The sequence below is a fragment of the Streptomyces sp. S.PNR 29 genome (genome assembly GCF_030386795.1).
Classification (GTDB): Bacteria; Actinomycetota; Actinomycetes; order Streptomycetales; family Streptomycetaceae; genus Streptomyces.
In genome coordinates this window covers 146204-170343 of the sequence record NZ_JANUQM010000014.1, presented here as the reverse complement: position 1 = coordinate 170343, position 24140 = coordinate 146204, and the positions used below count along the sequence as shown (strand labels likewise).

The 24140-nt window shown below is 71.6% G+C and carries 23 protein-coding genes and 5 tRNA genes; 9 read left to right on the top strand and 19 right to left on the bottom strand.

The genetic code is table 11. The features are described 5' to 3' along the window. Positions 1 to 11: 11 nt before the first annotated feature. Together rsmD and recG are read right to left on the bottom strand one after the other, a co-directional pair. A complete protein-coding gene (gene rsmD / locus NW895_RS32390; RefSeq protein WP_289940125.1) occupies positions 12 to 599 on the bottom strand; it encodes a 16S rRNA (guanine(966)-N(2))-methyltransferase RsmD in 588 nt (195 codons plus the stop codon). 66 nt (positions 600 to 665) lie between these two features. After that, positions 666 to 2882 carry an ATP-dependent DNA helicase RecG gene (gene recG, locus NW895_RS32385; RefSeq protein WP_289940123.1) on the bottom strand — a complete coding sequence of 739 codons (2217 nt, stop codon included), beginning with the start codon at positions 2880 to 2882 and terminating at the stop codon, positions 666 to 668. Between the two features lie 187 nt (positions 2883 to 3069). On the opposite strand from recG, the gene NW895_RS32380 reads away from it, so the two are divergent. Then, the gene (locus NW895_RS32380; protein ID WP_289940120.1) at positions 3070 to 4905 is read left to right on the top strand and encodes an HSP90 family protein; all 1836 of its coding nucleotides are present in this window, start codon (positions 3070 to 3072) and stop codon (positions 4903 to 4905) included. Further along, positions 4905 to 7850 carry a tetratricopeptide repeat protein gene (locus NW895_RS32375; protein WP_289940118.1) on the top strand — a complete coding sequence of 982 codons (2946 nt, stop codon included), beginning with the start codon at positions 4905 to 4907 and terminating at the stop codon, positions 7848 to 7850. The genes NW895_RS32380 and NW895_RS32375 overlap by 1 nt, the downstream gene beginning before the upstream one ends. Positions 7851 to 7872: 22 nt before the next feature. Here the strand turns inward: NW895_RS32375 and NW895_RS32370 are convergent, their stop codons facing one another. Then, on the bottom strand, positions 7873 to 9567 hold the full coding sequence (locus NW895_RS32370; RefSeq protein WP_289940117.1) for a DAK2 domain-containing protein: 1695 nt from the start codon (positions 9565 to 9567) through the stop codon (positions 7873 to 7875). A 269-nt stretch (positions 9568 to 9836) separates the two neighbouring features. Here NW895_RS32370 and rpmB point away from each other — a divergent pair, with 269 nt between their 5' ends. Further along, positions 9837 to 10022 carry a 50S ribosomal protein L28 gene (rpmB, locus tag NW895_RS32365; protein ID WP_003993230.1) on the top strand — a complete coding sequence of 62 codons (186 nt, stop codon included), beginning with the start codon at positions 9837 to 9839 and terminating at the stop codon, positions 10020 to 10022. Positions 10023 to 10307: 285 nt separating this feature from the next. Here the strand turns inward: rpmB and thiD are convergent, their stop codons facing one another. Both thiD and NW895_RS32355 read right to left on the bottom strand, forming a co-directional pair. Further along, entirely contained in the window at positions 10308 to 11108 is an 801-nt protein-coding gene (gene thiD, locus NW895_RS32360; protein ID WP_289940115.1) for a bifunctional hydroxymethylpyrimidine kinase/phosphomethylpyrimidine kinase, read from the bottom strand. Further along, positions 11105 to 12070, bottom strand: a complete 966-nt coding sequence (locus NW895_RS32355) for a thiamine-phosphate kinase (RefSeq protein ID WP_289940114.1) — start codon at positions 12068 to 12070, stop codon at positions 11105 to 11107. The genes thiD and NW895_RS32355 overlap by 4 nt, the downstream gene beginning before the upstream one ends. Before the next feature lie 248 nt (positions 12071 to 12318). On the opposite strand from NW895_RS32355, the gene NW895_RS32350 reads away from it, so the two are divergent. Both NW895_RS32350 and NW895_RS32345 read left to right on the top strand, forming a co-directional pair. Next, positions 12319 to 12552 carry an Lrp/AsnC ligand binding domain-containing protein gene (locus NW895_RS32350; protein WP_003997603.1) on the top strand — a complete coding sequence of 78 codons (234 nt, stop codon included), beginning with the start codon at positions 12319 to 12321 and terminating at the stop codon, positions 12550 to 12552. A gap of 20 nt (positions 12553 to 12572) precedes the next feature. Beyond that, positions 12573 to 13073, top strand: coding sequence for a DUF3515 domain-containing protein (locus NW895_RS32345; RefSeq protein WP_289940113.1), 501 nt, complete (start codon positions 12573 to 12575; stop codon positions 13071 to 13073). 42 nt (positions 13074 to 13115) lie between these two features. Here the strand turns inward: NW895_RS32345 and NW895_RS32340 are convergent, their stop codons facing one another. The 3 genes from NW895_RS32340 to NW895_RS32330 form a co-directional block, all read right to left on the bottom strand. After that, on the bottom strand, positions 13116 to 14273 hold the full coding sequence (locus NW895_RS32340) for a D-alanine--D-alanine ligase family protein (protein ID WP_289940112.1): 1158 nt from the start codon (positions 14271 to 14273) through the stop codon (positions 13116 to 13118). A gap of 106 nt (positions 14274 to 14379) precedes the next feature. Continuing rightward, positions 14380 to 15390 carry an NAD(P)H-dependent glycerol-3-phosphate dehydrogenase gene (locus tag NW895_RS32335; protein ID WP_289940111.1) on the bottom strand — a complete coding sequence of 337 codons (1011 nt, stop codon included), beginning with the start codon at positions 15388 to 15390 and terminating at the stop codon, positions 14380 to 14382. Further along, on the bottom strand, positions 15387 to 16178 hold the full coding sequence (locus NW895_RS32330) for a lysophospholipid acyltransferase family protein (protein WP_289940110.1): 792 nt from the start codon (positions 16176 to 16178) through the stop codon (positions 15387 to 15389). The genes NW895_RS32335 and NW895_RS32330 overlap by 4 nt, the downstream gene beginning before the upstream one ends. Positions 16179 to 16335: 157 nt before the next feature. On the opposite strand from NW895_RS32330, the gene cofC reads away from it, so the two are divergent. Beyond that, complete coding sequence (cofC, locus tag NW895_RS32325; protein ID WP_289940108.1) at positions 16336 to 16974, top strand: 2-phospho-L-lactate guanylyltransferase; 639 nt, start codon at positions 16336 to 16338, stop codon at positions 16972 to 16974. Between the two features lie 9 nt (positions 16975 to 16983). Then, on the top strand, positions 16984 to 17187 hold the full coding sequence (locus NW895_RS32320) for a hypothetical protein (protein ID WP_289940105.1): 204 nt from the start codon (positions 16984 to 16986) through the stop codon (positions 17185 to 17187). An 89-nt stretch (positions 17188 to 17276) separates the two neighbouring features. Here NW895_RS32320 and NW895_RS32315 read toward each other — a convergent pair whose 3' ends face one another. The 4 genes from NW895_RS32315 to leuC all read right to left on the bottom strand — a co-directional run bounded on the left by NW895_RS32315 (position 17277) and on the right by leuC (position 20567). After that, entirely contained in the window at positions 17277 to 17906 is a 630-nt protein-coding gene (locus NW895_RS32315) for an HU family DNA-binding protein (protein WP_289940104.1), read from the bottom strand. Positions 17907 to 18042: 136 nt separating this feature from the next. Beyond that, a complete protein-coding gene (locus NW895_RS32310; protein ID WP_289940103.1) occupies positions 18043 to 18273 on the bottom strand; it encodes a hypothetical protein in 231 nt (76 codons plus the stop codon). Positions 18274 to 18536: 263 nt separating this feature from the next. Then, on the bottom strand, positions 18537 to 19130 hold the full coding sequence (gene leuD / locus NW895_RS32305) for a 3-isopropylmalate dehydratase small subunit (RefSeq protein WP_289940102.1): 594 nt from the start codon (positions 19128 to 19130) through the stop codon (positions 18537 to 18539). A 6-nt stretch (positions 19131 to 19136) separates the two neighbouring features. Then, positions 19137 to 20567 (bottom strand): 3-isopropylmalate dehydratase large subunit, encoded by a 1431-nt coding sequence (gene leuC / locus NW895_RS32300; RefSeq protein ID WP_289940101.1) that lies wholly within the window; start codon positions 20565 to 20567, stop codon positions 19137 to 19139. 197 nt (positions 20568 to 20764) lie between these two features. Between leuC and ndgR the strand changes: the two genes are divergently transcribed. Continuing rightward, on the top strand, positions 20765 to 21481 hold the full coding sequence (ndgR, locus tag NW895_RS32295) for an IclR family transcriptional regulator NdgR (protein WP_039656563.1): 717 nt from the start codon (positions 20765 to 20767) through the stop codon (positions 21479 to 21481). Between the two features lie 63 nt (positions 21482 to 21544). On the opposite strand, the gene NW895_RS32290 is transcribed toward ndgR, so the two are convergent. Beyond that, positions 21545 to 22030: a DUF4188 domain-containing protein gene (locus tag NW895_RS32290; protein WP_289940097.1), complete on the bottom strand. Its 486-nt coding sequence runs from the start codon at positions 22028 to 22030 to the stop codon at positions 21545 to 21547. Positions 22031 to 22146: 116 nt separating this feature from the next. On the opposite strand from NW895_RS32290, the gene NW895_RS32285 reads away from it, so the two are divergent. Then, positions 22147 to 22791 (top strand): MerR family transcriptional regulator, encoded by a 645-nt coding sequence (locus tag NW895_RS32285; RefSeq protein WP_289940096.1) that lies wholly within the window; start codon positions 22147 to 22149, stop codon positions 22789 to 22791. 51 nt (positions 22792 to 22842) lie between these two features. On the opposite strand, the gene NW895_RS32280 is transcribed toward NW895_RS32285, so the two are convergent. The 6 genes from NW895_RS32280 to NW895_RS32255 all read right to left on the bottom strand — a co-directional run bounded on the left by NW895_RS32280 (position 22843) and on the right by NW895_RS32255 (position 24135). Next, positions 22843 to 22915, bottom strand: a tRNA-Glu gene (locus NW895_RS32280). A gap of 28 nt (positions 22916 to 22943) precedes the next feature. Beyond that, positions 22944 to 23015: transfer RNA gene (locus NW895_RS32275), tRNA-Gln, on the bottom strand. Positions 23016 to 23036: 21 nt separating this feature from the next. Next, positions 23037 to 23109, bottom strand: a tRNA-Glu gene (locus NW895_RS32270). Positions 23110 to 23128: 19 nt separating this feature from the next. Further along, positions 23129 to 23201: transfer RNA gene (locus tag NW895_RS32265), tRNA-Glu, on the bottom strand. A 39-nt stretch (positions 23202 to 23240) separates the two neighbouring features. Further along, positions 23241 to 23312: transfer RNA gene (locus NW895_RS32260), tRNA-Gln, on the bottom strand. Positions 23313 to 23403: 91 nt separating this feature from the next. Next, positions 23404 to 24135 carry an HAD family hydrolase gene (locus NW895_RS32255; protein ID WP_289940095.1) on the bottom strand — a complete coding sequence of 244 codons (732 nt, stop codon included), beginning with the start codon at positions 24133 to 24135 and terminating at the stop codon, positions 23404 to 23406. Positions 24136 to 24140: the final 5 nt, after the last annotated feature.

Genomic DNA, 24140 nt, shown 5'->3' with positions numbered 1-24140 from the left:
CTCCGGTCCGGTCATCGTGCGTCTTCGCACGTAGAGGCGGCGCGACCGTACCAAAACGTTCCCTCGCCGTAGCGACGGGCCCGGATCGCCTCGAAGCCGTCCGGCCACCGGAATTGACCGCCTCTGGTGCTGCGCTCCACGGTGACGAGGGCTTCCTCCGCGAGCCACCCCTCCGTGCGGAGTGTGAGCAGAATCTCGCGAAGATCGTCGTCCGAGACGGCGTAGGGCGGGTCGAGGAAGACGATGTCGTACGACTGGGCCGGCGGTGCCGCGCGGATGATCTGTTCCGCTTTGCCCGCTCTGACCTCGGCGCCGGGCAGGCCCAGGGTTTTCACGTTCTCGCGGACGGTGCGGGCGGCTCGGGCGTCGGCCTCGACGAGCAGGGTGTGGCCGGCGCCCCGGGACAGGGCCTCCAGGCCGACGGCTCCCGAGCCGGCGTACAGGTCGAGGACCCGCTCGCCGTCCAGGGGGCCGCCGAGGAGGGACTGCCAGGTGGAGAACAGGCCTTCGCGCGCGCGGTCGGAGGTGGGGCGGGTCCCGTTCCCCGGCGGTACGGCAAGGCGGCGTCCACCGGCCCGGCCGGCGATCACGCGGGTCATTTCTCGGTCCTTGTCGGTGTGCTCGGGTGGTGGTCGTGTGCTCAGAGGGTGGCCGTTTCCAGTGTGTCAGCCCTTCTCCAGGTACTGCTCCCGCTCCTCGTCCAGCAAGGCGTCCAGCGCTGTGCGCAGGGCGGGCAGGTGCTCCAGGTCGGGGTCGGCGGCGACGACCTTGGTGGCCTCCTCGCGGGCCTCGGCGATGATCTCCTCGTCGTCGATGACGGCGAGCATCCGCAGGGAGGAACGGGTGCCGGACTGGGCCTGGCCGAGGACGTCGCCCTCGCGGCGCTGTTCGAGGTCGATGCGGGAGAGTTCGAAGCCGTCGAGGGTGGACGCCACCGCGTTCAGCCGCTGCCTGGCCGCGCTCGCCTCGGGCATCTCGGTGACCAGCAGGCACAGGCCGGGGGCGGAGCCACGGCCGACGCGGCCGCGCAGCTGGTGCAGCTGGGAGACGCCGAAGCGGTCGGCGTCCATGATCACCATCACGGTGGCGTTGGGCACGTTGACGCCGACCTCGATGACGGTCGTGGCGACCAGGACGTCGGTCTCGCCGGCGGCGAAACGGCGCATGACCGCGTCCTTGTCGTCGGGCTGCATGCGGCCGTGCAGGACCTCGACCCGCAGGCCGCGCAACGGCCCCTCGGCGAGCTGCCCGGCGACGTCCAGCACGGCGAGCGGCGGGCGCTTGTCGGCCTCGTCCTCGGCGGACTTCTTCTTGCCGCTCTTCTTCGGATCGTCCTCCTCGTCCCCGATGCGCGGGCAGACGACGTACGCCTGGTGCCCCTTGGCGACCTCTTCGCGCACCCGCTCCCAGGCCCGGGCGAGGAAGTGGGGCTTGTCGGCGGCGGGCACGACATGGCTGGCGATCGGCGAACGGCCTGCGGGGAGCTGGTCGAGGACGGAGGTCTCCAGGTCGCCGAAGACGGTCATGGCGACCGTCCGCGGAATGGGCGTGGCGGTCATGACCAGCAGGTGCGGCGGCTGTTTGCCCTTGCCGCGCAGGGCGTCGCGCTGCTCCACGCCGAAGCGGTGCTGTTCGTCGACGACGACGAGTCCGAGGTCGTGGAACTGCACCTTGTCCTCGATCAGCGCATGGGTGCCGATCACGATGCCGGCCTCGCCGGTGGTCAGGTCGAGCAGGGCCTGCCGGCGTGCGGCGGCTCCCATCGACCCGGTGAGCAGCACCACCTTGGTGGCGTCCTCCGCCCCGCCGAGCATCCCACCCTCGGCCAGCTCCCCCATCATCTCGACGATCGACCGGTGGTGCTGCTGGGCGAGCACCTCGGTGGGCGCGAGCATCGCGGCCTGCCCACCGGCGTCGACGACGGCGAGCATGGCGCGCAGGGCCACCATGGTCTTTCCCGAACCGACCTCTCCCTGGAGCAGCCGGTGCATCGGATGCTCGGTCGCGAGGTCGTCGAAGATCTCCTCGGAGACCTTCCGCTGGCCCTCGGTGAGGGTGAAGGGCAGGCGGTCGTCGAAGGCGGCGAGGAGGCCGTCCGGCCCGGGTCTGCGGGGGACCGCCGGGAGTTGGGTGTCGGCGTGGCGGCGGCGGGCGAGGGCGACCTGGAGGACGAAGGCCTCGTCCCACTTGAGGCGGTCGCGGGCGTCGGCGATGTCCGCCTTGGTGTGCGGCCGGTGGATCTTGAGCAGGGCCTCGGGGAGGGGGACCAGGCCCCGGCCCTGCCGGAGGGAGGGCGGGAGCGGGTCGACGGCCTCCTGCGCGCTGGGCAGGACGGTCTGGACGGCCTTGCCGATCTTCCAGGACTCCAGCTTGGCGGTGGCGGGGTAGATGGGGATGAGGGCGCCTGCCCAGCTCTCGACGGATTCCGCCGCGCCATCACCGTCTCCCCGCAGCAACTCATAGGCCGGGTGGGCGAGTTGGAGACGGCGGTTGAAGACGGAGACCTTGCCCGCGAACATCGCGCGCGTGCCCGGCAGGAGCTCCTTGTGGGGCTTGTGAACGCCGTTGCCGAAGAAGACCAGTTGGAGCCGGCCGCTGCCGTCCGTGATGGTCACTTCGAGTCGCTGGCCCTTGCCGCGCGGGGCCTTGCCGGAGGCGAAGGTGTGCAGGCGGGCGTCGGCGACCTGGGCGACCACGGTGACGTGCTCGTCCATGGGGAGGTCGGAGAGGTGGGTGAGCTGGCCGCGCTCCTCGTATCTGCGCGGGTAGTGGTGGAGGAGGTCGCCGACGGTGAGCAGGCCGAGGTGCTCGGCCATCACCTTCGCGGTGGCGGGGCCGAGCACCTTCTTCAGTGGTTCTTCCAGTGCGGGCACGAGATCCATTGCACACCACACCACTGACAATGCCGTAGAGGCCGCGGGGCCGTCATCGTAAACGTCCCGGAAATCCCTGGTCAGGCGGCCCGTTCGGGCTTTAGGATGGCGCGCTCCGGCCATCCCCCGCGGTCACCGCCTCACCGGGACCGCCCGACCCCGCGCCGTCGCCCGTCCCCCCACCGGCGCTGTGACGATGGACTCCCAGACCTCACAGTCATCCCAGGCACCCCAGTCACCTCAGCCACCTCATACGTTCCAGGTCGACCTGCGCGGCCTGGTGGACCTGCTCTCCCACCACCTGTACTCCAGCCCCAAGGTCTACCTGCGCGAGCTGCTGCAGAACGCGGTCGACGCCATCACCGCCCGGCGTGCGGAGCAGCCCGACGCCCCGGCCCGGGTGCGGCTGTACGCGGACGGCGGTGCCCTGCGCGTGGAGGACACCGGCGTGGGGCTCAGCGAGACGGACGTGCACCATCTGCTCGCCACGATCGGGCGCAGTTCCAAGCGTGCCGAGGGGCTGCAGGAGGCGCGTTCCGACTTCCTCGGGCAGTTCGGCATCGGTCTGCTCGCCTGCTTCGTGGTCGCCGAGCGGATCCGCGTCGTCAGCCGCAGCGCCCGTACGCCGGACGCGCCGCCCGTGGAGTGGACGGCGCGCGACGACGGCTCGTACGTCGTACGGACCCTGCCGCACGAGGCCCGGCCCGAGCCCGGCACGACCGTGCACCTGGTGGCGCGGGCCGGGGCCACCGAGTGGCTGGCCGAGAAGCGTGTGCTGGAGCTGGCCCGGGACTTCGGCTCGCTGCTGCCGTACGACGTGCGGGTGGGCGACGAGGCGGTCACCGACCTGCCGGCGCCCTGGGACCGCTCGTACCCCTCCCCCGCCACCCGCCGGGTGGCCCTCGCCCGCCACTGCCACGACCTGTTCGGTTTCACGCCGCTGGACACGATCGACCTGGACGTGCCGCTGGCCGGGATCCGCGGGGTGGCCTACGTCCTGCCGTCGGCGGTCAGCCCCGCCCAGCGCGCGCGTCACCGCGTGCATCTGAAGGGCATGCTGCTGACCGAGCGGGCCGAACAGCTGCTGCCCGACTGGGCGTTCTTCGTGCGCTGCGTCCTGGACACCGACAGCCTGCGGCCCACGGCCTCGCGCGAGTCGCTGTACGAGGACGAGACGCTGGCCGCCGTGCGGGAGGCGCTGGGCGAGCGGATCCGCGCGTGGCTGACGGGTCTGGCGGCCGGTGACCCGGAGCGGCTGGCGGCGTTCCTGTCGGTGCACTACCTGGGCGTGAAGTCGCTGGCGCGGCACGACCGGGAGATGCTGCGCACGATGCTGCCGTGGCTGCCCTTCGAGACCACCGACGGGCGGCTGTCCCTGGAGGAGTTCGCGCAGCGGCACCCGGTGGTGCACTTCACGCGGACCGTCGAGGAGTACCGGCAGGTCGCGCCGATCGCCTCCGCGCAGGGCATCGGTGTGATCAACGGCGGTTACACCTACGACAGCGAGCTGGTGGAGGCGCTGCCCTCGGTGCGGCCCGGCACGGTGGTCGCCGAGCTGGACGCGGACACGGTGACGGCGCACCTGGACGCGGTCGACCCGGGCGAGGAGCTGGCCCTGTCGGGCTTCCTGGCGGCGGCGCGGGCCAAGCTGGACCCGCTGGGCTGTGACGTCGTCCTGCGCGCCTTCCATCCCCTGTCCGTGCCCGCGCTGCACCTGGACGACCGGCAGGCCCGGCACGAGCAGGCCCGCGCGGAGGCGGAGGAGCAGGCGGACGAGCTGTGGGCGGGCATCCTCGGCTCGCTGCGCGGCAGCGCCCCGCGCGCGCGTCTGGTGCTCAACCACCTCAACCCGCTGGTGCGGCGGATCGGTTCGCTCGGTGACCCGGAGCTGATCGGCACCGCCACCGAGTCGCTGTACGGGCAGGCCCTGCTGATGGCGCAGCGGCCTCTCAGGCCGGCGGACTCGGCGCTGCTGAACCGGGCGTTCATCGGCCTGTTGGAGTGGGCCACGCACAGCGAGGACGGTCACTGATGGCTGGGATCACGGACTTCGACTCCCTCCGCCTGGCGATGGCGGAGAACTCCGAGCAGCCGGAGGGACCGGCCCGCAACGCGCGCGCGGAGCAGCTGCTCACCGAGGCGGAGAAGCTGAACATCCCGCTCGCGGTGATAGAGGCGCTCGGGCACCAGCTGAAGGTCTACAACTACAGCTCCGAGAAGGACAAGATGTTCGTCCCCTTCGCGCGGCTGCTGCGCATGTGGGACGAGCGCCCCGAGGACTTCGACGAGTACGAGACCCACTCCCTGCACTGGGTCTTCAAGTGGATGTCGGCCGGCATGCTCGACCAGCCGCACATCCCGCTCGCCTCCATCGAGAAGTGGCTCGGCGAGATGGAACACCGCTACCGGCTCGCCGGTCACTCCGAACGGGCCGTGCGCAGCGCCGAGTTCAGCGTGGCGGCGCACGTGGGGGATCTGGCGCGGGCCGAGCGGGCGTACACCGCCTGGCTGGCCGCCGACCGGGACGGCATGGCCGACTGCCACGCGTGCGAGCTGCACGGGCAGGGCTGGTGGAACGCCGAGCGCGGCCGGGACGAGGAGGCCCTCCAGCTGTGGCGGCCCGTCCTGGAGGGCGAGTTCACCTGCGCCCACGAGCCGCACACCGCCCTCGCCTCCTCGCTGGTGCCGCTGTTGAGGCTGGGCCGCCTGGAGGAGGCGCGCGCCCACCATCTGCGGGGCTTCCGGCTCGTGCGGGCCATGGAGAGCATGCGCGGCGCGTACGCGGACCACGTGGAGTTCTGTGCGCTGACCGGCAACGAGGCGCGCGGTCTTGAGCTGCTCGCCGAGCGGCCCGCGTACTTCACGGACGACGGGCATCCGCGCAGCAAGCTGGAGTTCATGTCGGTGGTGGCCCTGCTCATGGACCGCCTGACCGGGCTGGGGCTGGGTGACCGGCAGGTGCCCGGCCCGTCCGGCCGGGTGTGGACCGCGCGCGAACTGGCCACGCACGCGCGTGCGGAGGCCCTGGCGCTGGCGGCGCGTTTCGACCGGCGCAACGGCACCTCGTACGTCAGTGAGCGGGCACGCGCGCGTATGGACCAGGCGCCACTGGTGGAACGGCTGCCCCTGGGAGTGCGTACGACGCGGCCCGTCCCGGCTCCTGTGGCTCCCCCGGTGGTCGAGGCACCCGGCGAGCGGGATCTCGCCGCTCTGCTCGCCGAGGCGCGGCGGCTGTCGGAGACCCTGCAGCCGAACGCCCTGGAGGCGTGGGCGGCGGTCTCGCGGGCCGCGGAGGGCGTCGAGCTGGACGCGCGTGACCGTGCGGAGATCGCCGACCACGAGGCGATGGGCCTCGGCCCCGAGGGCGCCGAGCTGTTCGAGCGGGCGGCCGAGCTGTACGCGAAGGCCGGCGACCCCGGGGAGGCGCTGGCGGCACGCGCGCGTGCGGCGTACGTGCGGGCGCTGGGGGGCGAGATCGGCGAAGCCCTCGCGGCGGTCGCGGAGCCCTGTGGCGAGGCGCTCGCGCTGTACGCCCGGGGCGGTACGGGGGTACGGCAGGCGGCGTCCGTGCTGATGGGCCGGGCGCGGATTCTGATGCGACGGGTGCACGAGGGCGACGGGCCGGTGGAGGACACGGTCGCCGCCGAGGCCGAGGCGGCCGTGCGGGAGGTGCTGGCGCTCGTCGAGGGACGCACCGGGGAGGACGTGCGGCTCGCCGCGCGGGCGGCGGAGGCACAGGCGATGCTCGCGGAACTGGCGGGCCGCGCCGGGGACGTGGAGGCGGCCGCGGGGCTGTTCGCGCGGGCCGCGGAGGCGTTCGTCGGGGCGGGGCTGCCGTGGTTCGCGGTGGAGTACGAGGCCCGGCTCGCCCAGCTCGCGCACCACCTCGGGGACGTCGCGGAGACGGAACGGGCGCTGCGGGCGGCCCTGGAGCACGGCGGACCGCATGTGGAGGCGGTCGGGAGGGCGCAGCTGCACCTCCAGCTCGCCGAAGTGCTCGGCGGGCGGGGCGAGGCCGGGGAGGCCGCCGTACACGCCCTGGAGGCCGCGCACTGGGCCGACGAGGCCGGTGAGGGGCCGACGCTCGGCGCGTGGGCGCGGCACCAGCTCGGCGGGTTCCTGCTGCGGCAGGAGCGGTGGGCCGAGGCCGCGGAGGTGCTGGAGTCGGCGCTGCCGGATCTGACGGTCGAGACGCACGGCGACGGTGCGATCGTCCAGACACAGTGGTGGCTGGGCGACTGTCTGAGCGAGCTGGGAGAGCACCGCGCGGCCGCCGAACGGCGTCTGCAGGCCGCCGAGATCGCCCGGCACTGGCCCGAGCAGCAGGACCACGCGACCCTCGCGCACCTCGCCGCCGAGTCCCTCGGGCAGGCGGGGCTGCATGCGGAGGCGGACCGGGCCTACGCGCGCGCGGGCGACCTGTGGCGTGAGCTCGGCAACGTGCCCGGTCTGGTCCGTTCCCTGCGCGCCCGCGCGTGGCTGGAGCTGCGCGCGGAGGGCGGCCGGGACGGCGCACGGGAGTTGATGGCGGGCGCGGTGCGGGAGTGCGAGGCCGCGCTGGACGCCGCGGCCGACGAGGAGGCCCGGCAGCGGCTCGTCGCCGAACTCGGCCACACCCACCGGCAGTTCGGCGACCTGCTCGCCCGGCCCGTCGACGGGAACGCCGAGGACGGCCCGGCCCGGGCCCCGTTGGAGCAGGCCCTCACCCAGATGGAGCGGGCGATCGAGGTGTTCGCCCCTCTCGGCGACGCCGCCCTGCACAGCCGTACCGGCGCCGAACTCGCCGCCGGCTGGCTCGAGGCCGACCTGGGCCGCCCTGCCGAGGCGACCGCACGCGCGCGTGGGGTGCTGGCGGCGTACGACGACTGGGACGGCGACGAGGAGGCGGTGCGCGACCGGCGCGCGGAGGCGGAGCACCTGCTCCGGCTGATGGCGGAGCAGGCATGGACAACCCAGAACCTAACGAAGCACTACTAGGACGACAGGCTTTGGCGCGCCGCTACTCCACGCCGATCAGCAGCAGCGCTCCCTGCCGCCCGCCCCGGTACACCACCGTGTCGACGGCGAGGTAGGACTCCCTCACGCGAGCTTCGAGGTGCTCGGCGATCGCGTCGGGGGCCTCGTCGCCCAGCACGAGGGTGACCATCTCGCCGCCTGCCTGGAGCATGCGGTCGAGGACGGTCTCCGCGGCGGCGGTGATGTCGGAGCCGATCACGGCCACGTCGCCGTCGATGAGGCCGAGGACGTCACCGGCCTGACAGATGCCGGCCATGGTCCAGGACTGGCGTTCGGCGATGGTGACCTCGGCGTAGCGGGTGGCGCCGGCCGCCGAGGTCATCGACACCACGTCCTCGTCGAAGCGGCGCTCCGGTTCGTGCACGGCGAGGGCGGCGATGCCCTGGACCGCGGAGCGGGTGGGGATGAGGGCCACGCGGACGCCCTCCGCGCGGGCCTGCTCGGCCGCCGCGGCCGCGGTGTGCCGCAGTTCGGCGTCGTTCGGCAGCAGCACGACCTCGCGCGCGTGGGCCCGCCGTACCGCCTCGACGAGCTCCCCGCTCGCGGGCGGCTCGCCGGGGCGCGCGAGCACGGTGGTCGCGCCGGCCTCGGTGTACAGCCCGGCCAGGCCCTCGCCGGGCACGACGGCCACCACGGCCCGCTGGGTCCGCTCCCGGGGCGGTCGCTCGGTGCCGGTGGTGTGTACGTCGCCCGCCCCGAAGTGCGTGATCCGGATCCGGTACGGCCGTCCCGCCTCGACGCCCGCCTCCACGGCGGCGCCCGCGTCGTCGACGTGCACATGGACGTTCCACAGCCCGTCGCCGCCGACCACGACGAGGGAGTCCCCGAGGGCGTCGAGCCGTGTGCGCAGCCGGGCCACGGCCGCGTCCTCGGCCTCCAGGAGGTAGATCACCTCGAAGGCGGGACCGCTCCCGTCCGCCGCGCACTCCTCGGGGGCCTCCTGGCCGGCATGACCGTCCCCGTGCGCCACGCGCGCGTACGGCCCCGAAGCCGCCGGCGTCCGCGGTGCCTCCCCCGTGAACGTCTCCACCAGGGCCGCGAGCACCGCCACCAGCCCCCGTCCACCGGCGTCGACCACTCCGGCACGCTCCAGGACCGCCAGCTGGCCGGGCGTCGCGGCGAGCGCCGCGCGGGCGCCCTCGTAGGCGGCCCTGGCGACCGATCCGCAGTCGCCCTCGGCGCCGCCTGCCGCGTCGGCGGCGGCCGAGGCGACCGTGAGGACCGTGCCCTCGACGGGGTGGGCGACGGCCTGGCGGGCGGAGTCGGCCGCGCGCCGCAGGGCGAGCCGCAGCGCCTGTCCGTCGGTGTGAGCACTCTCACCCTGGGCCGCGAGCACCTGGGCCATGCCGCGCAGCAGCTGCGCGAGGATCGTGCCGGAGTTGCCCCGGGCCCCGATCAGCGCGCCGTGCGCCATCGCCCGCGCGGCATCGGCCAGTGACGGCCCGACGGAGGCCTCCGCGCGCGCGGAGCCCACCTCGTGGCCCGCGAACACCGCCTCCACGGCGGCGGCGGCCGACTCCACGGTCAGATACAGGTTGGTACCGGTGTCCCCGTCCGCCACGGGATAGACGTTGATCGAGTCGATCTCCTCCCGCGCCCGCCCCAGTGCCTGAAGCGCCAGACCGCACCAGGTGCGCACCGCGAGAGCATCGAAGAACCTCTGCGGCACCTGCGCCACCTGTGCCTCCTGGAGCTGCTGGACGTGGCACGCAGCGTAGACCCAGGGTGGGTGCGGAACGGAAGAGTGCAGGGAGCGGGCCTCTGAGCTGCCATGGTAGTTTCGTTGTACGGGCGCAGCCGTTGTATGCTGCTCCGGTTGTCCGATCCTGATCGGGCTTTCCCCCTGGCAGCGCCACTCAGATCTCAGATCCGCTCTTGGAGCCTAAGATCTCGATCCCGGCATGCCGGGATTAACCGTAAGTGCATCTGAAGTCTTTGGAGTGACCCGTGGCTGCCAACTGCGACGTCTGCGGCAAGGGGCCGGGCTTCGGCAACAACATCTCGCACTCGCACCGCCGTACGTCCCGCCGCTGGAACCCGAACATCCAGCGTGTGCGTACCGTGGTCGGCGGGACGCCGAAGCGCGTGAACGCTTGCACCTCGTGCATCAAGGCCGGCAAGGTCTCGCGCTGACGCGTCTTCCCCCCAGGCTCGAAGGAGCAGGGGGGACCCCCATCCGCGCGCGGCCACTGCCTGGTTCGCTGCACAGAGCCGGTCCACCGACGGTGGACCGGCTTTTTGCCGTTCCCGCCTCCACACGACGGCCTGTGCGGCGCTGAGCGCCCGCCGGGCCGCCCACGCCCTCCAGGTCGCTGAGCTTCCGCCTCCGCAGGCGCCGGGCCCCGCAGACGGGGACGAGGCCGCAGTGAGGCCCCGCTGGTCGCCTCCGGCAGCCCGCGTCAACGCTCGCGCAAGCGTTTACGCGCCGCTCCCCGTCCGCAGGCGCCATCCATGATCCACCGGCCCGATGCCCCCGCCCAGCGCGAACCCGGCCGCGATCGCCCCAGTGACGTACTCCTTGGCCGCGGCCACCGCCTCCGGCACGGACCGGCCCTTCGCGAGCTGTGAGGCGATCGCGGAGGCGAGGGTGCAGCCCGTGCCGTGCGTGTGCCGGTTGTCGTACCGCGGCGCGCGCAGCCAGTGCTCCTCGGAGCCGTCGGTGAGCAAGTCCACGGCCTCTCCGGACAGATGACCGCCCTTGATCAGCACCCAGCGCGGCCCGTACGCCAGCACGGCCGCGGCGGCCTCGCGCATCCCGGACTCCGACTCGACCCGCACACCGGTCAGTTGGGCCACCTCGTCGAGGTTCGGCGTGGCGACGGTCGCGACCGGCAGCAGCTTCGACCGCACGGAGTCCAGGGCGGAGGCGGCCAGCAGCGGATCCCCGTGCTTCGACACCCCCACCGGATCGACGACGGCCGGAGCGTCCGTCCCGCCGATCAACTCCGCCACCGCCTCGACGAGTCCGGCCGAGGCGAGCATCCCGGTCTTGACGGCCTGGACGCCGATGTCGTCGACCACACTGCGGTACTGGGCCCGCACCGCCTCCACGGGCAGTTCCCAGGCGCCCTGCACGCCGAGGGAGTTCTGCGCGGTCACCGCCGTGACGACGCTCATGCCGTGCACGCCGAGCGCGAGCATCGTCTTCAGGTCGGCCTGGATGCCCGCGCCCCCGCCGGAGTCGGAGCCCGCCACCGTGAGGACCCTCGGCAGGCTCATGACTCGATGTCCCCGAAGTGGTCCCAGCCGCCCTTGGCGGTCCACGGCGCCCCGTCGACCGTCACCTGGGGCAGCGCGGAGGGGTTCAGGACCTCGCCGATGACCTTCCAGCGGGCGGGCAGCTTCACGTCCGGCGGGAAGGTCGCCACGATCGCGTGGTCCTCTCCCCCGGTCAGCACCCACTGCATGGGGTCGACGCCGACGGCCTGCCCGATGTCGTTCATCTGGGTCGGGATGTCGATCGCCCCGGAGCGGATGTCGATGCGCACCTTGCTGGCCTCGGCGATGTGCCCCAGGTCGGCGATCAGCCCGTCGCTGACGTCGCACATCGCGGTCGCGCCCAGCGCGGCGGCGGCCGGGCCGGCGTGGTACGGCGGCTCGGGGCGCCGGTGGGCCTCCACGAAGGCGCGGGGCGAGCGGAAGCCCCGGGACAGCACCGCGTACCCGGCCGCGGACCAGCCCAGCCAGCCGGTCACCGCCACGAGGTCGCCGGGCTGCGCGCCGGCCCGTGTCACGGGCTCCTGGTTGCGCAGGTCGCCGAGCGCGGTGATCGACACCGTGATCGTGTCGCCCCGTACGACGTCCCCGCCGACCACGGCGGCGCCCGCCACCTGGCACTCGTCCCGCAGCCCGTCCATCAGCTCGCTCGGCCAGGTCACCGGCAGTTCGGCGGGCACCACCAGGCCGAGCAGCAGCGCGGTCGGTACGGCGCCCATGGCGGCGATGTCGGCGAGGTTCTGCGCGGCCGCCTTGCGGCCCACGTCGTAGGCCGTGGACCAGTCGCGGCGGAAGTGCCGGCCCTCCACGAGGATGTCGGTGCTGGCCACGACCCTGCGGTCGGGCGCGGCGACCACCGCGGCGTCGTCGCCGGGGCCGACCCGGACCGCCGGGGTGGTGGTGAGACGGGAGGTGAGCTCCCTGATGAGCCCGAACTCCCCGAGCTCACCAACAGTGCCCTTCATTGCCCTTTCTCCCCTTCTGTCCCTGTCCGTGCCCGGTCGCGCGTCATCACGGTCCTCGTTACGGTCGAAGAGACCGTCGTCGTTGTCGAAGAGACCGTCGTCGCGACCGACGTGACCGTCAACTCGTGTCGTCCCCGCGCCCCGGCGCGCGAGCCCCCACCCCCGCAGGTCTCCCCGCGGCGCGCGGCGACGCGATACCGTGGCGTTCCTTTTCCCCACATGATCCTCGTGGCCGCCCTGGAGGTTCCGTGGTACAGGCGTACATCCTGATCCAGACGGAGGTCGGCAAGGCGTCGACCGTCGCCGAGACGATCAGCAAGATCCCTGGAGTCATCCAGGCCGAGGACGTGACGGGCCCGTACGACGTGATCGTGCGGGCCCAGGCCGACACGGTCGACGACCTGGGCCGCATGGTGGTGGCGAAGGTCCAGCAGGTGGACGGCATCACCCGCACCCTGACCTGCCCGGTCGTCCATCTGTAGCCCCCGTCTACCCTGTGCCGGTGAACTCCTACCGTCACCGGCTCCTCGGCCTGCCCGCGCTCGTCCTGCTGATCACCGCCGCGGGCTGCTCCTCAGCAGACGACAGCGGGTCGGCGGCGGTTCCCAGCCCGGACACGAAGGTCACGAAGCTGTGCCGGAACCTGGACAAGGTACTGCCGGCGAAGGTGGACGATGTGAGCCGCGACGATCCCGAGCCCGCGTCCGCGCTGACGGCTGGCTGGGGAAGCCCGGCGATCATACTGCGCTGCGGTGTCCCGCGGCCTCCGAAGATGATCGACCCGAAGGTGGCCGAAGGCGGCGACCCGGACGCCCTCGCCGGGGGCGTGAACGGCGTGGACTGGCTGATGGAGAAGCAGGACGACGGGGCGTACCGTTTCACCACCGCGAACCGGCTGGCGTATGTCGAGGTCACCGTACCGAAGGGGCGGGACACCTCCGGCGTGCTGGTCGACCTGGCGCCGGCCGTCAAGAAGGCGATCCCCGAAGGGATCGCCGACTAGGCCCTGTCCTTTGGATCATCCCGGCGTCGCGGGGCCCGGCGCTCAGCGCAGCCCGGTGGACCGCCGCAGCGCCGCCTGCACCAACCGGTCCACCAGCTCGGGGTAGCTGATCCCGCTCGCCTGCCACATCTGCGGGTACATCGAGATCGGCGTGAAACCGGGCATCGTGTTGATCTCGTTGATCACGAACTCGCCGTCCTCGGTGAGGAAGAAGTCCGCACGCACCAGCCCCTCGCAGGACGCCGCCTCGAACGCCTCCACCGCCAGCTTCTGCACCTCGGCGGTCTCCTCGGGCGTCAGCGGCGCGGGCACGATGCCGGGCGTGGAGTCGATGTACTTGGCCTCGAAGTCGTAGTAGGCGTGCGCGTCGGGCGGCGGGATCTCGGCGGGTACGGAGGCCCGCGGGCCGTCCTCGAACTCCAGCACCCCGCACTCGATCTCCCGGCCGCGCAGCGCCGCCTCCACGAGGATCTTCGGGTCGTGCCGCTGGGCCTCCTCGATCGCCTCGGCGAGGCCGGAGATGCCGTCGACCTTGGTGATGCCGATCGACGAGCCCGCGCGCGCGGGCTTCACGAACAGCGGCCATCCGTGCTCACCGGCGAAGTCGACGATCTTCTTGCGGGCGGCCTGCTCGTCGCGCTCCCACTCGCGCGGCCGGATCACCACGTACGGCCCCACCTTGAGCCCGAAGGAGGCGAACACCCGCTTCATGTACTCCTTGTCCTGGCCCACGGCCGAGGCGAGCACACCGGAGCCCACGTACGGCACGCCGGAGAGCTCCAGGAGGCCCTGGAGGGTGCCGTCCTCGCCGTACGGGCCGTGCAGCACCGGGAAGACCACGTCGACCTCGCCGAGCGCCTTGGGGACCGACCCGGGCTCGGTGTAGACGACTTCGCGGCTGGCGGGATCGACGGGCAGCACCACGCCGCCCTCGGTCGACTCGGCGAGTTGCTCGACGCTGGGCGTACGGCGCTCGGTGATCGCCATGCGTTCCGGTTCGTCGGCGGTGAGCACCCAACGGCCTTCCCGGGTGATGCCGATCGGCAGCACGTCGTACTTGGTCCGGTCGATGGCCCTCAGCACGGCGCCGGCGGTGACCATGGAGATCCCGTGTTCGGAGCTGCGCCCGCCGAACACGACGGCCACACGCGGCTTGCGGGACGGCTGCTCTGGGCTCTGGGGGAGGTTCTCGGTGCTCATATCGCGATGAGAGTACCCCTTGGTAGGGCCCCAAGACAGCGTGCGACAGGCGGCGGGCGAGCCGAAGGGGCGTGCCGGCGCCGAGAGGCCATGGGGGGCCGCTCGCTCAGCGTCGTTCGGGCTTCGCGCTGCGCGACATCAGCTCCTTGAGCGCGACCACCGGCGGCTTGCCCTCGTGGACGATGCCGACGACCGTCTCCGTGATGGGCATGTCGACACCGTGCCGCCGGGCCAGATCCAGCACCGACTGGCAGGACTTGACGCCCTCGGCGGTCTGCTTGGTGACCGCGATGGTCTCCTGCAGGGTCATGCCCCTGCCGAGGTTGGTCCCGAAGGTGTGGTTGCGGGACAGCGGCGAGGAGCAGGTGGCCACCAGGTCGCCGAGGCCGGCGAGTCCGGAGAAGGTGAGCGGGTCGGCGCCCAGGGCGACACCGAGCCGCGTGGTCTCCGCGAGGCCGCGGGTGATGAGCGAGCCCTTGGCGTTGTCGCCGAGTCCCATGCCGTCCGCGATGCCGACGGCGAGGCCGATGACGTTCTTCACCGCTCCGCCGAGTTCGCACCCGACCACGTCCGTGTTGGTGTACGGGCGGAAGTACGGGGTGTGGCAGACGGCCTGGAGCCGCTGGGCGACGGCCTCGTCGGTGCAGGCGACCACCGAGGCGGCCGGCATGCGGGCGGCTATCTCGCGGGCGAGGTTGGGCCCGGTGACCACGGCGATGCGGTCGGCGCGCACCTTGGCCACCTCCTCGATGACCTCGCTCATCCGCATGGCGGAGCCGAGTTCGATGCCCTTCATCAGCGACACGAGCACGGTGTCGGGCGCGAGCAGCGGCGCCCACTCGGCGAGGTTGCCGCGCATGGTCTGCGAGGGGACCGACAGGACGGTGAAGTCGGCGTCCGCGGCGGCCTCGGCCGGGTCCGTGGTGGCCCGCAGGTTCTCCGGCAGCTCGACGCCCGGCAGATAGTCGGGGTTGATCCGGGTGGAGTTGATCGCTTCCGCGACCTCCGGGCGGCGCGCCCACAGGACGACCTCGCAGCCCGCGTCGGCGAGCACCATGCCGAACGCCGTGCCCCACGAACCGGCGCTGAAGACCGCCGCCTTGACCGGCTTGCTCACTTGCCCCGCCCCTCTTCCTGTCCGGCCTGTACGGCGTTCCGCTGCGTCTGCGTCTGCGCCTGCGTCCTGCGGCGCTGCTCGATCCGCTCCCGGCGTGGGTCGTAGGGGGTGTCCGGCGCCTTCTCGCCGCGGATCTCCTCCAGCTGGCGGGTGATGGCGGCCATGATGACCTCGGTCGCCTCCTTCAGGAGCTCCGCGGTCATCTCCTTGTCGTAGAAGCGCGAGAGGTCCACGGGCGGTCCCGCGAGCACGCGGCTGGTCTTGCGCGGGAGGAGGTGCGGCTTCTTGGCGTACGGCGGCAGCAGTTCGTTGCAGCCCCACTGGGCGACCGGGATGACCGGGCACTTGGTCTGCAAGGCGACGCGTGCGGCACCGGTCTTGCCGGTCATGGGCCAGCCGTCCGGGTCGCGGGTGAGGGTGCCCTCGGGGTAGAAGGCGACGCACTCGCCGCGCTCCACGGCGTCGATGGCGGCACGGAAGGCGCTGAGCGCGTCCGTGCTCTCGCGGTAGACGGGGATCTGCCCGGTGCCGCGCATGGCGGCTCCGACGAAGCCTTTCTTGAAAAGACCGCTCTTTGCCAGGAATCGCGGCACGCGCCCGGTGTTGTACTGAAAGTGCGCGTACGCGAAGGGATCAATGTGTGAATTATGGTTAACAGCCGTGATAAATCCGCCGTCGACCGGAATGTTCTCCATTCCACGCCAGTCCCGCTTGAGCAGAAGCACCAGCGGCGGTTTACAGATCACCGCGGCGAAGCGGTACCAGAAGCCGATTCTGCGGCGGGGCACGCGGACACCTTCCTCTAGGGCCTGGAACCAGGGGCCAGGGGGGCCGCACAAGTGTCGCCCCAGGCCGCCGGTCTGTCGAGAACACCGTACGCCCCGACACCGCGGCGACCGGATGCGCCGGGTGACAATGGCCGCGACAAGAGAGGGACGAACATCTGTGCAGTGGATCGTGGTCATACCGCTCAAGCCCCTGGCGCGAGCCAAAAGCAGGCTCGCGGACACGGCGGACGACGGGCTGCGTCCGGGTCTCGCCCTCGCCTTCGCCCAGGACACCGTGGCGGCGGTGCTGGCCTGTGCGGCCGTACGGGATGTGGCAGTCGTCACGGACGACGCCGTGGCCGGCCGTGAGCTGGCCGCGCTGGGGGCCGGGATCGTCCCCGACGAGCCGGGCGGCGGCCTGAACGCCGCTCTGGCGCACGCGGCGGCGGTCGTGAGGGCGTCGCGGCCCGAAAGCCCCGTGGCGGCCCTGAACGCCGATCTCCCGGCGCTGCGTCCCCGGGAATTGGCCCGCGTTCTGGACGCGGCCGCACAATTCCCGCGCGCTTTTCTGCCCGATGCGGCCGCAATCGGGACGACTCTGCTGGCCGCCGCTCCGGGCCGGGAATTGCGTCCGGCTTTCGGCACCGACTCCCGGGCCCGCCATCGCGCGTCCGGGGCGGCGGAACTCCGCCTCGACGCGGTGGATTCCGTACGGCAGGACGTGGACACCGGCGACGACCTGCGGGCCGCGCTGGCGCTGGGGGTGGGTCCCTGCACGGCCGCGATGGCCGCGCGGCTGCTGATCCCGGGGCAGTAGGCTGCCGTCATGCAGGCGACCGCATACACGTACGACCCCGAAAGCCGCAGCGGGCAGGTGCTCCTGGACGACGGCACTCCCGTACCCTTCGACGCGGCGGCCTTCGACGCCGGGGGGCTGAGGCTGCTGCGTCCCGGGCAGCGGGTGCGCATCGAGACCGAGGGCGAGGGCCAGGGCCGGCGGATCACCCTGGTGACGCTGCAGACCCTCTGAACCCTCCAGCACCTGCCGCACCATGCGAACGCACCGCGGGCCGGACTCCGACAGGGAGTCCGGCCCGGCGCGTGAGTGCCCTGGCGCCCCTACCTCTTGCGGGCAGTGGTCTTCTTGGCGGTGGTCTTGCGGGCCGTCGCCTTCTTGGCGGGGGCCTTCTTGGCCGTCGCCTTCTTCGCCGGGGCCTTCTTGGCGGTGGTCTTCTTCGCGGCGGTGGTCTTGGCGGTCGCCGTGGTCTTCTTGGCGGGCGCCTTCTTGGCCGTCGTCTTCTTGGCGGCGGCCGTGGTCTTCTTGGCCGTCGTCTTCTTCGCGGTCGTCTTCTTCGCGGCGGCCGTCTTCGTGGTGGCCTTCTTCGCGGCGGCCTTCTTGACCGTCGCGGCAGCACCACCGGTGAGGCTGCCCTTGGGCGCCTTCTTGACGGCGATGTCGCCCTTCGGCAGCTTCTTCGAGCCGCTCACCAGGTCCTTGAAGCCCTGACCCGCGCGGAAGCGCGGAACGGAGGTCTTCTTGACCCGAACCCGCTCGCCCGTCTGGGGGTTGCGGGCGTAGCGGGCCGGCCGGTCGACCTTCTCGAACGAACCGAAGCCGGTGACCGAGACCCGGTCACCCCCGACCACCGCGCGGACGATGGCGTCCAGGACAGCGTCGACAGCATCGGCGGCCTGCTGGCGGCCACCCATCTTGTCGGCAATCGCTTCTACGAGCTGCGCCTTGTTCACGTCTTCCCCTTCGGAGACATTGCCAGAACGAAAGTGTTCAAGCTTTTTCGCACGTTAGGCAGATATATACCGCAAATCAAACACGAAACGGGCTTATCACCCTTGTGCCGCAGCGGACTCGACTGTCCCGGCCCGTTCAGCGTTCCTCGTCGGGGAGTCGACCCTCGTCGAGGTCCGCGTTGAACCGCTCCAGCCGCCTTGCCGCGTCGGCGAGATCGTGTTTGGCCGCGGCCGTAATGACCAGCAGCTTCCGGGTCAGCGCCATCCGTACGCCCTCCGGGACTTGCAGTGCGCGCACCTTTGCGTGCGCTTCCTTGAGTTGGACCGCGACCGCCGCATAGAGCTCGAGTTGGCCGTCGTGTTCCATGCACAGATTGTGCCATCTGGGGCGAGTTGTCGCCTGCGCAGGGGGCAACTGCCGCCTCAGACGGCCTTCCAGGCACATGCGGAAGCCGTGGCTACAACCCTCGCGTACCCCAACAACCACCGGCATAACGTGGGAAGTTGAGAACGGCCCCGTTGCAGGTGAGGCGGATGGGTCAAGAAACGGCTGTACCCCCGATCGGGCTGATCGGGGGTACAGCGGGGATGTTGAAGTGGCCGAAAGTCGCCTTGCGGGCGACGGCCTGGTCAGACCTGGAGCGTCCGCGGCTTGAAGGACGGGCGCTTCGCCTCGTACGCGGCGATGTCGTCCTCGTTCCGGAGCGTGATCGAGATGTCGTCGAGGCCGTTCAGCAGCCGCCAGCGGGAGTTCTCGTCCAGCTCGAAGGAGGCGGCGATGCCCTCGGCGCGCACCTCGCGCTCGACCAGGTCGACCGTGATCTCGGCCTCGGGGTCCTTCTCCGTGAGCTCCCACAGCGCGTCCACGATCTTCTGCTCCAGAACCACCGTGAGCAGGCCGTTCTTCAGGGAGTTGCCGCGGAAGATGTCGGCGAAGCGCGAGGAGATCACGGCCTTGAAGCCGTAGTTCTGCAGCGCCCACACGGCATGCTCACGGGAGGAGCCGGTGCCGAAGTCGGGGCCGGCGACCAGCACCGTGGCGCCCTGCCGCTCGGGGCGGTTGAGCACGAACTCCGGGTCCTTGCGCCAGGCCTCGAACAGCCCGTCCTCGAACCCGTCCCGCGTGACCTTCTTGAGCCAGTGGGCGGGGATGATCTGGTCGGTGTCGACGTTGCTGCGGCGCAGCGGGACGGCCCGGCCGGTGTGCGTGGTGAATGCTTCCATGACTGATCAGACTCCAGCGGGCGTGGGGGCGTCGGCGGCGGACAGGTCGGCCGGGGAGGCCAGGTGACCGAGGACGGCCGTCGCGGCGGCCACCTGCGGCGACACCAGGTGGGTGCGGCCGCCCTTGCCCTGCCGGCCCTCGAAGTTGCGGTTGGAGGTGGACGCGGAGCGCTCACCCGGGGCCAGCTGGTCGGGGTTCATGCCCAGACACATCGAGCAGCCCGCATGCCGCCACTCGGCGCCGGCCTCCTTGAAGACCACGTCCAGACCCTCGGAGACGGCCTGCAGACCCACGCGAGCGGAGCCCGGGACGACCAGCATGCGTACGCCGTCGGCGACTTTGCGGTCCTTGAGGATCTCGGCGGCGGCGCGCAGGTCCTCGATGCGGCCGTTGGTGCAGGAGCCTACGAAGACGGTGTCCACCTTGATGGAGCGCAGCGGCTGTCCGGCCTCCAACCCCATGTACTCCAGGGCCTTTTCGGCGGCGTAGCGCTCCGAAGCGTCTTCGTACGAAGCCGGGTCGGGGACGGACGCCGAAAGCGGCGCGCCCTGGCCGGGGTTGGTGCCCCAGGTGACGAACGGCGACAGTTCCGCGGCGTCGATGACCACCTCGGCGTCGAACTCGGCGTCGTCGTCGGTGCGCAGCGTCTTCCAGTACTCCACCGCCGCGTCCCAGTCGGCGCCCTGGGGGGCGTGCGCGCGGCCCTTGATGTACGCGAAGGTCGTCTCGTCCGGGGCGATCATGCCCGCGCGGGCGCCGGCCTCGATCGACATGTTGCAGATGGTCATCCGGGCCTCCATCGAGAGCTTCTCGATGGCCTCGCCGCGGTACTCCAGGATGTAGCCCTGGCCGCCCCCGGTACCGATCTTCGCGATGATCGCCAGGATCAGGTCCTTGGCCGTGACGCCCTCGGGCAGTTCGCCGTTGACCGTGATCGCCATGGTCTTCGGGCGGGCCATGGGCAGCGTCTGGGTGGCCAGCACGTGCTCCACCTGGGAGGTGCCGATGCCGAACGCCAGCGCGCCGAAGGCGCCGTGCGTGGAGGTGTGCGAGTCACCGCAGACGACGGTCGTGCCGGGCTGGGTCAGGCCCAGCTGCGGGCCGACGACGTGCACGACGCCCTGCTCGACGTCGCCGAGCGGGTGCAGGCGGACGCCGAACTCGGCGCAGTTCTTGCGCAGCGTCTCCAGCTGGGCGCGGGAGACCGGGTCGGCGATGGGCTTGTCGATGTCGAGGGTCGGGGTGTTGTGGTCCTCGGTCGCGATGGTGAGGTCGAGGCGGCGCACCGTGCGGCCGCTCTTGCGGAGGCCGTCGAAGGCCTGCGGGCTGGTCACCTCGTGCAGCAGGTGCAGATCGATGAAGAGAAGGTCGGGCTCGCCCTCGGCGCGCCGGACGACATGGTCGTCCCAGACTTTCTCCGCGAGTGTCCTACCCATCGCTGTTCCCTCCGGCCGACGACGATCCGCCGGCCCAACTAGAGATCTTGAGGAGGCGGCTCCCGTCGCCCCTGATTCCGGGCATCCGCCGCCAGGCCCGTACGTCACGGGCCTTTGTGACTTCGTGCCATCCAGGGTGGCGCGTTCCACGGAAAATTGAACTTGCGTTTCACAGAGTGAGACGCAAGTATCGTTGCATGGACAACAGTAGCGGCGTCGGCGTTCTGGACAAGGCGGCCCTCGTCCTGAGCGCTCTGGAGTCCGGTCCGGCCACCCTCGCGGGTCTGGTCGGGGCCACCGGGCTGGCACGACCCACGGCTCACCGCCTGGCCGTGGCCTTGGAACACCACCGCATGGTGGCGCGCGACATGCAGGGCCGTTTCATTCTGGGCCCGCGTCTGGCCGAGCTGGCCGCGGCGGCGGGCGAGGACCGCCTCCTGGCCACCGCCGGCCCCGTACTCACCCACCTCCGGGACATCACGGGCGAGAGCGCGCAGCTCTACCGCCGCCAGGGCGACATGCGTATCTGCGTCGCCGCGGCGGAGCGCCTGTCCGGCCTTCGGGACACGGTCCCGGTGGGTTCCACGCTCACGATGAAGGCCGGCTCGTCCGCCCAGATCCTGCTGGCCTGGGAGGAGCCGGAGCGGCTGCACCGCGGCCTGCAGGGCGCCCGCTTCACGGCGACCGCCCTGTCGGGAGTACGGCGCCGGGGCTGGGCCCAGTCCATCGGCGAGCGGGAGCCGGGCGTCGCGTCCGTCTCCGCCCCCGTACGCGGCCCCTCCAACCGCGTGGTGGCCGCCGTCTCGGTCTCCGGCCCCATCGAGCGTCTGACGCGCCACCCGGGCCGTATGCACGCCCAGGCGGTCATCGACGCCGCCGCCCGCCTCTCGGAGGCCCTGCGCCGCTCCGGCTGACCGTCTGCCGACACGTCCGGGGAAGGACCGGCCTCAACGCCGCGGCAGGTCCTCCCCAACGGCCTAGGACATCCGGAGCCGCTCAGCGGCCCGATCGCCCCGGCGCCCGACGGGCACCACTCCCGTGGCCCTGCCCAGCCCGAACTCGGGCATGTTCAGGTAGATCGACCCGTACGACCCGGCCGGCACGACGTAGGTCTCGTGCCAGAAGCCGACCTTCCCCCTGCCCTCACGCAGCCGCCGGTTGAAGGCGGCCCAGGCCGGCCGGTGCCGCTTGTCCGGCGCGGAGGCGTACGCGAGGAGCTTCTCCTTCGAGTCCCAGTACTGCACGAGGTACAGCACGCGCGGAAAGCCCAGCAGGGTCTGGTAGTGGAGCAGCCCGCTGCCCTTCTCCCGCGACAGTTCCGCGAGCATCGGACCCATGGCCTTGGCCACCGGGAGCCAACTGCGCAGTGCGGCGAAGCTGTTGATCCGCATCCCGATGAGGAAGACGACGACATCGTCCTGTCCCGCCGCGGTCATACGCCCTTCGATCGGCTTGGTGCTCATCACGTCCCCCAACGTTCCTCGTCCGACCCGAGAAGATTGGATAGCGTCGCTATCCATGTTTGGATAGTGGCACTCTCCATGAGCGAACGCAAGCGGAAAGCAGGTGTGGGGCGGATATGCAACTGGCGGAGCTGAGCGCACGCAGCGGCGTCTCCACGGCGACGATCAAGTACTACCTGCGCGAAGGCCTGTTGCACCCCGGCCGCCGGGTCACGGCCACACAGGCCGAGTACGACGAGGAGCATCTGCGGCGCCTGAGGCTGGTGCGAGCACTGATCCAGGTGGGGCGGATCCCGGTGAGCTCAGCCCGGGAGGTGCTCACCGCCCTGGGGGACGAGGAACTGGACCGGCACGAGCGCCTGGGCACCGCCGTGTGGGCGCTGCCGCACGGCCCCGAACCGGACGAGGGCGACCCCGCCACAGAGGCGGCCCGGCGCAGCGCCGACACGCTGCTGGAACGGCTCGGATGGGGCTACGGAGAGTCGGGAGAGGCGGCTTCCCCCGCCTACCGGATGCTGGTCACCGCGATCGCCACGCTGTCGCGGCTCGGGTACCCGTGCGGTGTCGACGACTTGGAGCCGTACGCCCGCGCGATGGAGCGCATCGCCGTGACCGACCTGGATCTGGTGGAGCGGTACGGGACGCCGGACGAGCAGGTGGAGGCCGCGGTCGCGCTGACCGTGCTGTACGAGCCCGTACTGCTCAGCCTGCGCCGGCTCGCGGAGGCGGCGGAGTCGGGCCGCAGGTTCAGCGGGAAGTGACCCGGGGAACGCGGAAGGCCCCCCGCCGAAGCGGAGGGCCTTCGCTGTGCGTACCCCCGACCGGATTCGAACCGGCGCTACCGCCTTGAGAGGGCGGCGTGCTAGGCCGCTACACAACGGGGGCGTGGACTCTGCGTTTCCGCAGGTCCGAGCTGGTCTACCTGGACTCGAACCAAGACTAACTGAACCAGAATCAGTCGTGCTGCCAATTACACCATAGACCAATGATGGTTTAGACCAGTCAGTACCCCCGACCGGATTCGAACCGGCGCTACCGCCTTGAGAGGGCGGCGTGCTAGGCCGCTACACAACGGGGGCCTTGATCCCGAAGGATCCGTACCCCCGACCGGATTCGAACCGGCGCTACTGCCTTGAGAGGGCAGCGTGCTAGGCCGCTACACAACGGGGGCTTGCGGATGATATCCGCGGGCGCAGATAAGCTCTGCGAGCTGGCCTACCTGGACTCGAACCAAGACTAACTGAACCAGAATCAGTCGTGCTGCCAATTACACCATAGGCCACTGGAACGCAAGCCCCAGAGGGGATCTTGTTCTAGCTTTGCGCCTGGGGTTCCGGCCTTCCGGCCCGCTCCCCGGCGGCGCAGGAAGAACATTACCCGAAGGTGGACGGGGCTCCAAAACGAGTATCGGCGCCGAGGATCGCGGGGAGTTCGGCGAGGGACGCGATACGGCGTGGCCCCACGGGCGGCTCGACGGCCGCGTACGCGTCACCTCGGTCGATCCACACCGACAGCAGCCCGGCGTCGGCGGCGCCGCGGCCGTCGATCTCCGGGTGGTCGCCGACGTACGCCACCTGCTGCGGGGGCAGGCCCAGGGCCTCGCAGGCCGCCAGGAAGGCCCGGGCCTCGGGCTTGGAGACACCGAGTTCGGCGGCGCACAGGATCGCCTCGAAGCGGTCGTGGACACCGAGGACGCGCAGCTTGCGGTCCTGGACGTGGATGCTGGAGTTGGACAGCACCGCGTGCCGGTGGCTGGCGGCGAGGGCGTCGAGGGCGGGCAGGACGTCCGGGAAGAGGGCCCAGGCCGTCTCGTAGTGCCCGATGTACCGCTCGAACCACGCGTCGGCCTCGGCGTCGCTCAGCTCCTCGCCCAGGAACACCCGTACGCGGTCGCGCCGCTGGTCCTGGAAGGAGACCTCCCCGGCCGAGAACCGGGCCCACTGCTCGTCGGTGATCGCCCGCCACTGTGCGATGGCCTGCTCGACGCTGTCGTACTCGTCGAGCAGGCCCTCGGCCGTCAGATGGTCGCGCATGCCCAGGCGGTCCGCGGTCGTGTAATCGAAAAGGGTGTCGTCGATGTCCCAGACCACGGCGCGGATGCTCATGATCC